Origin of the sequence: Pinirhizobacter sp., from assembly GCF_035317885.1 — a bacterium.
In the GTDB taxonomy this organism is placed as follows: domain Bacteria; phylum Pseudomonadota; class Gammaproteobacteria; order Xanthomonadales; family Rhodanobacteraceae; genus Pinirhizobacter.
Map to the genome: position 1 here is coordinate 1 of NZ_DATHFX010000270.1, position 7,065 is coordinate 7,065.

At 65.1% G+C, this 7,065-nt stretch carries 8 protein-coding genes; 2 read left to right on the plus strand and 6 right to left on the minus strand.

What is annotated here, in order from left to right; translation table 11 throughout:
* From VK519_RS08760 to VK519_RS08785, 6 genes are all read right to left on the minus strand, one after another.
* A partial coding sequence (locus VK519_RS08760; RefSeq protein WP_324349091.1) for an O-antigen translocase occupies positions 1 to 939 on the minus strand: 939 nt, incomplete at its 3' end.
* Positions 936 to 2,048, minus strand: coding sequence for a DegT/DnrJ/EryC1/StrS family aminotransferase (locus tag VK519_RS08765; protein ID WP_324349093.1), 1,113 nt, complete (start codon positions 2,046 to 2,048; stop codon positions 936 to 938). The genes VK519_RS08760 and VK519_RS08765, both read right to left, overlap by 4 nt.
* Positions 2,048 to 2,980 (minus strand): GNAT family N-acetyltransferase, encoded by a 933-nt coding sequence (locus tag VK519_RS08770; RefSeq protein ID WP_324349095.1) that lies wholly within the window; start codon positions 2,978 to 2,980, stop codon positions 2,048 to 2,050. Before VK519_RS08770 ends, VK519_RS08765 begins: the two co-directional genes overlap by 1 nt.
* The gene (locus VK519_RS08775) at positions 2,967 to 3,920 is read right to left on the minus strand and encodes a glycoside hydrolase family protein (RefSeq protein WP_324349097.1); all 954 of its coding nucleotides are present in this window, start codon (positions 3,918 to 3,920) and stop codon (positions 2,967 to 2,969) included. Before VK519_RS08775 ends, VK519_RS08770 begins: the two co-directional genes overlap by 14 nt.
* Before the next feature lie 5 nt (positions 3,921 to 3,925).
* The gene (locus VK519_RS08780; RefSeq protein ID WP_324349099.1) at positions 3,926 to 4,591 is read right to left on the minus strand and encodes an acetyltransferase; all 666 of its coding nucleotides are present in this window, start codon (positions 4,589 to 4,591) and stop codon (positions 3,926 to 3,928) included.
* Positions 4,576 to 5,013 (minus strand): sugar 3,4-ketoisomerase, encoded by a 438-nt coding sequence (locus VK519_RS08785; RefSeq protein WP_324349101.1) that lies wholly within the window; start codon positions 5,011 to 5,013, stop codon positions 4,576 to 4,578. The genes VK519_RS08780 and VK519_RS08785 overlap by 16 nt, the downstream gene beginning before the upstream one ends.
* A 230-nt stretch (positions 5,014 to 5,243) precedes the next feature.
* Between VK519_RS08785 and VK519_RS08790 the strand changes: the two genes are divergently transcribed.
* A complete protein-coding gene (locus tag VK519_RS08790; protein ID WP_324349103.1) occupies positions 5,244 to 5,798 on the plus strand; it encodes a cytochrome b in 555 nt (184 codons plus the stop codon).
* A gap of 32 nt (positions 5,799 to 5,830) precedes the next feature.
* A partial coding sequence (locus VK519_RS08795; RefSeq protein WP_324349105.1) for a cytochrome C occupies positions 5,831 to 7,065 on the plus strand: 1,235 nt, incomplete at its 3' end.

The following is a 7,065-nucleotide window of genomic DNA, read 5'->3' on the forward strand; positions in this document are numbered from 1 at the left end:
CAGGTAGACGCCCAACGCCAGTACCACCACCGCCGGCATCAGGTAGCGAAAACCGTTGCGCAGCTCCGTCATCAGCGCGCCGCGTTCGCCCGTGGCGGCAAGCTTGGGCAGGTAATAGATGTTGATCGCCGTGGTGAGGAATAGCAGGTAGGCATCCGATACCCGCGTCACTGCTTGCCAGTAGCCGACCTGTTCCCAGCCGAACTGGGCGGCCAGGTGGTCCCGTACGGCAATGTTCACCAGCGGCGGGAGCAGCGCGGAGGACAATGTCATCACCGAGAACAGCGCCAGGCGCCGGGTCATCTCGCTATCGAAGCGCATGCGCAGCATGTCGCGCCGGAAGTAGTCGCTGCGCCACCACGCAGGCAGGGCCACCAGCAGCAGGATCACTTGCCCGGCTACCAGCGCCAGCAGCGCGCCGTACAGGCCAAGCCACTGCGAAAGCCATACCACCAGCACGATGCCCAGCAGCGAACCTGAAACCTGCACGAAGGCCAGGCGGCGTACGTCCAGGAAGCCGTTGATTACCGCCAGGATGTAATTGACCAGGGCGATGCCAAGCAGCGCCACCGCCAGTACCCGCACCAGGCTGGCGTAGCCCGGATCGCCCAGCAGCCACGTGGCCAGCGGCCGGCTGAACGCCAGCGCCACGCAAGCCATCAGGCAAGAGGCGCAGAAGGCGTACCAGAGCGCCGCGGCCAGCAGGCGCGAGAGACGCTCCTGGTCGTGGCGATACTCCGCCACGTATTTCACGATACCGGCGCTGATGCCGCCGCCGGCCAGTACCGCCAGCAGGGAAACCAGGCTGACGAACTGGCCCAGCCGCCCCACGCCGACGGGGCCTGCGAAGGAAGCCACCAGTTTCACCACCACAAGCGCGGCCACCAGCTTGGCCGCGGTGGCGATGCCGCTGTAGACGCTGGCGCGCACGATGTTCATGGCGGGCATTCGAACGACTGGCAGGCACGGATCACCCGATCGACGTCGGCCTCGCGCAAGGTGGGCCCCATCGGCAGGCTCAGCACTTCGCGCTGCAGCAGCTCGGTCACCGGCAACCTGGCCCGGGCAAGCCCTTCGTAGGCTGGCTGCAGGTGGGGCGGCACGGGGTAATGCACCTGGCTCTGAACGCCATGGGCCTGCAGGTGACGCTGCAGGGCGTCACGCGCCCGGCAGCGCACCACGAAAAGATGCCAGGCGTGGCGTTCTTCCCAGGGCACTACCGGCAGGGCGATCTCCGGATGGCGGATGCCCTGGCGATAGCGCCGTGCCACATGGCGGCGCCAGGCCGAGTCTTCCTCGACGTACTTGAGCTTCACCCGCAGCATCGCCGCCTGCATTTCATCCAGCCGGGAATTGAGCCCCTGGTAAAGGTGCTGGTACTTCGCCTCCGAGCCATAGTTGCGCAGGGCTGCCACGCACATCGCAAGGCGGTCGTCGTTGGTCACCACCGCGCCGCCATCGCCCAGGGCGCCCAGGTTCTTGGTGGGAAAGAAGCTGAAGGCCGCCGCATCTCCGAAGGAGCCGGCTTTGCGGCCGTCCGCCGAGGCGCCATGGGCCTGGGCGGCGTCTTCGATCAACAGCAGCTTGTGGCGCCGGGCCAGGGCGGGTAGCGCGCTGATGTCGGCGAGCTGGCCGTACAGGTGCACCGGCATGATCGCCCGGGTGCGCGGGCCGATCGCCCGTTCCACGCAGGCTGGGTCGAGGTTGAAGCTCGCCGCGTCCGGGTCCACCGGCACCGGCACCAAGCGGTTCTCGCTGATGGCCAGGAAGCTGGCGATGAACGTGTTGGCGGGCACGATTACCTCGTCGCCCTCGCGCAGCCTGCCCAACTGTTTGTAGGCACGAAGGATCAGGGCCAGTGCGTCCAACCCATTGCCCACGCCCACCGCATGGCCGACGCCGCACCAGGCGGCGAATTCACCTTCGAACGCCGCCAGTTCCTCGCCCAGCACATACCAGCCTGAGTCGATCACGCGGGCGGCGGCGGCCTTCAGTTCGTCGGCATAGCCGGCGTTGACGTCCTTGAGGCTCAGGAAGGGCACGTCCATCACAGCACCCAGTCGTAGATGTCGTGGACGACGGCACGTGCACCGAAGAATTCCTTCTGCGCCACCAGTCCCCCGTTCAGTACCTGGCCGCCCTGGGCGGTGGAGATGCCGAAGGTGAAATTCGTTCGATCGGCATAGACACCCCCGATCAGATCCACCAGAAGGAAGCTCAAGGCATCCACCTGCCGCCCTTCGACGGACACCGCCATGTATTGCGTATGCACCGCGTGGCCGAAGTCGTACACCAGCACGCCGGCAAGCAGCTCGCCTTCGCGGTGTGCTTCGTGCAGGACGATCTGGCGTGGGAAGCGGCCCTGCAACAGGCGCAGTTCCGGCAGCGAATGCGTGGGAGTGACGTCGTGGCGCTGGAGCACTTCAGCCAGCAGCGCATGGAACCGGGAAGGATCATTGCCTTCCTGCCGCACCACGCCGGCCTTCCTTGCCTTGTTGCCCGCCGCCTTCCTGCCCTGGGTCAGGGCATGGGCCTGGCGCAGTGGAATGACCGAAGACAGGTCGCGCCGGGCCAGCCGCGCGCCGCATCGATGCAGGGCGTAGAGGTCTTCCTCGGCCGGGTAGGCGTGGAAGACGTGCGGTACAGCCTTGTATTGCACCGCTTTGACGCCGGCCTCGCGATAGAAATCGCGGATGTCGCCGAAGACGGCGAGCGTCGCCTCGGCGCGCAACGCATGGCCGGAGATCAGGCCCGCATAGGTCAGGCCACCGTGGCTCGATACCGTGTCCTGCTGCCGGTTGGCCGGAAACACCGCGACGAAGTCGCCATCGCGTTCAATCACCAGCGAGGCATCGGCGAAGCGGTGGGCGTGGTAGTCCATGTAGCCGCGGCGGTGCAGCAGGTTGCCATTGCGAGAATGCATCACCAGGGCATCCCATGCCGTGGCATCGGAAGGGTCATAGCGCCTAACCGTGAACATGCGCGCCACCTTCGAAACCGCCACGCGCGGCCACGGCCACGCCGAAGCCATCGAAGCCCATGTCGTTGCCGTTGTAGAACATCAGCAGCTTGTCGCGGTGCGCCAGCAGCGACGGGTAGCAGATCACCTGCGAATCCCAGCCATCGGTGGACAGCGCCAGGCCGAAGGCCTCGTCGCGGCGCTCCCAGCTGATGCCGTCACGGCTTTCGGCCACGCCCGGGAAATATTCGCCGGTGACGTTGCCGCGCGTGAAGTACATGGCGTAGCGGCCGCCGTCGCGGTAAACGCGTGGCCGTCCGATCCGGTATTCGGTGCCGCGCGGAACCAGGCAGGTGTCATCCACGCGGGGAATCGAGTGCAGGTCGGCGGTGGCGACGTGGCGAATGTGGTAACGCGGAAAGGGCGTGCCACCGATGTATTCCCAGTCGTCGCCCGCGGCGTACCAGAGCCGCCAATGGCCGTCGTCATACGACGCCGTATGCACCGCGGCAATGGTGCTCCGCCCCGGCGCGCGATCGAGGATCGGCGTGTCCTGCACGCGGGAAAAACTCAAGCCCCGATCCTTCGAAACGGCAAGCCCGGTAAAGGCCAGGAACTTGGCCTTGGCCACGCGCTGGAAACCCACATAGAACATGTGCAGTCCATCGGGGGTATCCACCACGTCGCCCAGGATCACCCCGTTGTCGTCGAAACAGCCGTTGCGGCCGATATCCAGCACGGGCTCGGCGCCCACGCGCACGATGGTGGATGGATCTTCCGCCAGCACATCGACATAGCCAATGCGGCTCACGCCTTCAGTATCGCGGAAGCCGGCGAAGACGCGAATGGTTTCCTCATCCAGCCGCCAGGGCGTGGGAGTGAGCGCGGAATGCCGCATCCAGCCGCCGACGCCCTGCCGAGCGGTCTGGAATACCAACCCTTGTCTGCTCCACGTGCGCACGGCTGCTAGATCCCGACATCGAGGCTGGACTTGCCCGGCACCGCGCGCGCGGGAGAGCCGACGTATACCCGCCCGGCTTCGGTATCGCGCGTTACCAGTGCGCCGGCGCCGATCACGTTGTCGGCGGCCACCTTGACGTGATCGTTGAAGGTGGCATTGACACCCACGAAACTGCCCGCGCCGATCTCGCAATAGCCTGAAATGACCGCATGGGAGGCCACGAACACGTTGTCGTGCACCACCGTGCGGTGGCCTACGTGGTTGCCGCTCCAGAGGATGCAATTGTCGCCGATGCGAACGAATGGCTGCACCACGTTGTTTTCGAAGATGAAGCAGTTCTGCCCAATCTCGGCGTTACGCCACACGAAGGCGCGTGAACTGATGTATGTGGCACAGGTGTAGCCGCGCCGCCTGGCATCGAGGAACAACCTCGTACGAAGGCGATTGAGCCCGCTCGCCGGCACCGCCACGAAAACGTCGAATTCATCGGGCGGGAAGTCGTATTCGAGCGTTTCATACGCCACTACCGGCCGTCCCTCGATCCTGTCGGCGACGATGTATTCACGCTCGACACTGAACGCGGCGACATCCCGGTCGCTGTCGTGTTCGAAGTATTCCAGTGCGATGCGTGCGAACTCGCCGGCTCCGACGAGCACTAGCGGCTTAGGCATGCGGCCATGTCCTCCACGAACATCGCGGCCTTCACCTCACGGAGGAAGTCGCTGTAGTCGGTGATGTAGTCGGCCGGATCGTAGAGTTGGTCGGCCAGCACCATCAGCACGCAGTCATCGCTGAAGTCGTAGAGCTCGCGCCATACCATGCGGCCCAGCAGCAGGCCATGGGCGGGGTCGTCCAGTACGACCTCGGTGGGGCCGGTACCGTCGTCCAGGAGCAACTTCACCGAACCGCGCACGCACACGGCGAGCTGGTTCAGGTGCCGGTGCGCATGCTGCCCGCGGTGCACTTTCTCGCGCGTGGAGAACAGGTAGTACACGCGCTTTATCTGGAAGGGAACGTTCCGTTCCTGCTCCAGGGCGACCAGCATGCCGCGGTGGTCGCCGTGCTTTTGCAACTGGATGCGTTCGATTTCCATGGGCCTTGGCCAGTTCTCGCGATGCACGGGGACAACCCTCGTGATTGAGTGCCAGCCGCATGGGGAAAGGTTGCGCCGCCTCCCGGGCGACGGGTGCCGTGCCTGCATGCAACCTTCCGGCACGCCTCCGGCACTCACCGACACTAGGCGCCCACGGGCGGTGACCGGCCATCGGGCCTGACGCTGCGGGTAACAGGGCAAACGTGGCATGACGAAGGGTAGTGAAGGCCATGGCACCGGAGACCAACGAAAGCGCCCCGGCGCGCCCCAGGAAATTGGTGGCCTTGCACTGGCTCACCGTGCTTTTCGTGTTGCTGGCGGCGACGTTCATCCTCACCCGCGACCAGCTTGACGGACGGGCGGTACGCATGTGGCTGCTCGAGGGACACCGCCACTTCGGCCTGATCGTCTTCCTTTTGTTCTTCGTACGGGTGGCGCTGCGCATCCGCCTGGGCAAGCTTCCACCGCTTCACGAGTCCCACTGGACGTTGCGCTGGGCGGCAGGCCTTACCCATGTGGCGCTCTACGGCATCCTGCTGGTGCTGCCGCTCCTGGGCTGGGCTTTGAGCAATGCCCAGGACTTGCCGGTGCATTTTTTCGGACTCACCTTGCCTGCCCTCGTCGCCCCCGATGAAGACCTCGCCGACCAGCTGCAGGCGTGGCACACCGATGCCGCGTGGATTTTGCTGGCCCTGGTTTGCCTGCACGTAGTGGGCGCCCTCTATCACCATTTCGTGGTGCGCGACCGGGTGTTGCGCGCGATGTTGCCGGCACGGCGCCGCTGATGCCCCGCCCTTACCCGAGACAAGGAGTTTCCATGTTGTCCACCACCATCCGTCGCGCGACCCGCCGGCCACGCCCCTGGCCGTTGTGGTGCGCGCTCGCGTTGTTGCTGTTGCTGGTAAGCGGCGGTGCCCAGGCGGTGCCGGCCTATGCACGGCAAACCGGTTCCTCATGCGCCGACTGCCACGCCGCCGCGTATGGCGGCGGCCCCGGCGGCCCGATGCTCACGCCCTACGGCTTGCGCTTCAAGATGGGTGGCTACACCGATAGCGACGGCAACGGGACCAAGATCCCGGTGTCCATGCAGCTGACCGAAACCCATACGGCCCCGGCCAAGGGCGAGAGCACCACTAACCTTTCCGAAGGCGATCTCTACCTCGCCGGCCGCGTGTCCGACAACGTGGGCGGCTTCGTCAAGGTCGAGGCCGACCACACCGGCCACGACACCTACAACACGATACTGCGCAATGTGGATCTTCGTTTCGTGGCCAAGGAACTGAAGGTTGCCGGCAAGGAATTCTTGCTGGGCGTGAGCGTGAACAACTCCCCCGGCTTCGACGACCCCCTGAACGCATTGTCGGCGTCGAATACCGTCTCCCCTGCCGGCGTCACCGGCACCCTGCTGAATTTCTCCGCCTCCAATGCCCCGGCCAGCCGCGTGATCGGCGCCACCGTATACGCGCTGTTCGATAACAACTGGTACGGCGAGGTAGGTACGTACAATTCCATGCCCACATCGCTCCAGGACCATCTCGGCTACAACGTCGCGGGCGATCCGGGCAAGCTCAGCGACACCGGCTACTTCCGCTTCGCCTACATGAAGGACATGAAGAGCCAGTACTTCTCCGCGGGCCTGGTAGGACTGACCACCAAGCGCGAGCTTCCGCGCAACGGTGGTCCCAAGGACGACATCACCGACCTCGGCTACGACGTCAGCTACCAGTACCTGGGAGACCGCGAGCACATCGTGCAGCTGTCTTATTCGAACATCCTCGAGAAGCGGAAATACGGCAGCACGTTTGCCAGCCCCTCCGACCCGACGCTGTTTTCCCGTTCGCGCGGCAACGTGCACGACCAGACGCTTACCGCCACGTATGTCTTCAAGCAGAGCTACGGCGTGGTCGTGGGCCACCTGCTCAGTACCGGTTCGCCCGATCCGGTGCGCTACACGCCCAATGGCAATCCAGATACCACCGCCAACCTGATCAGCGTGTTCTGGGTGCCCTTCGGCAAGGATGACTCGTATATCACCTGGGGCAATCTCAAGCT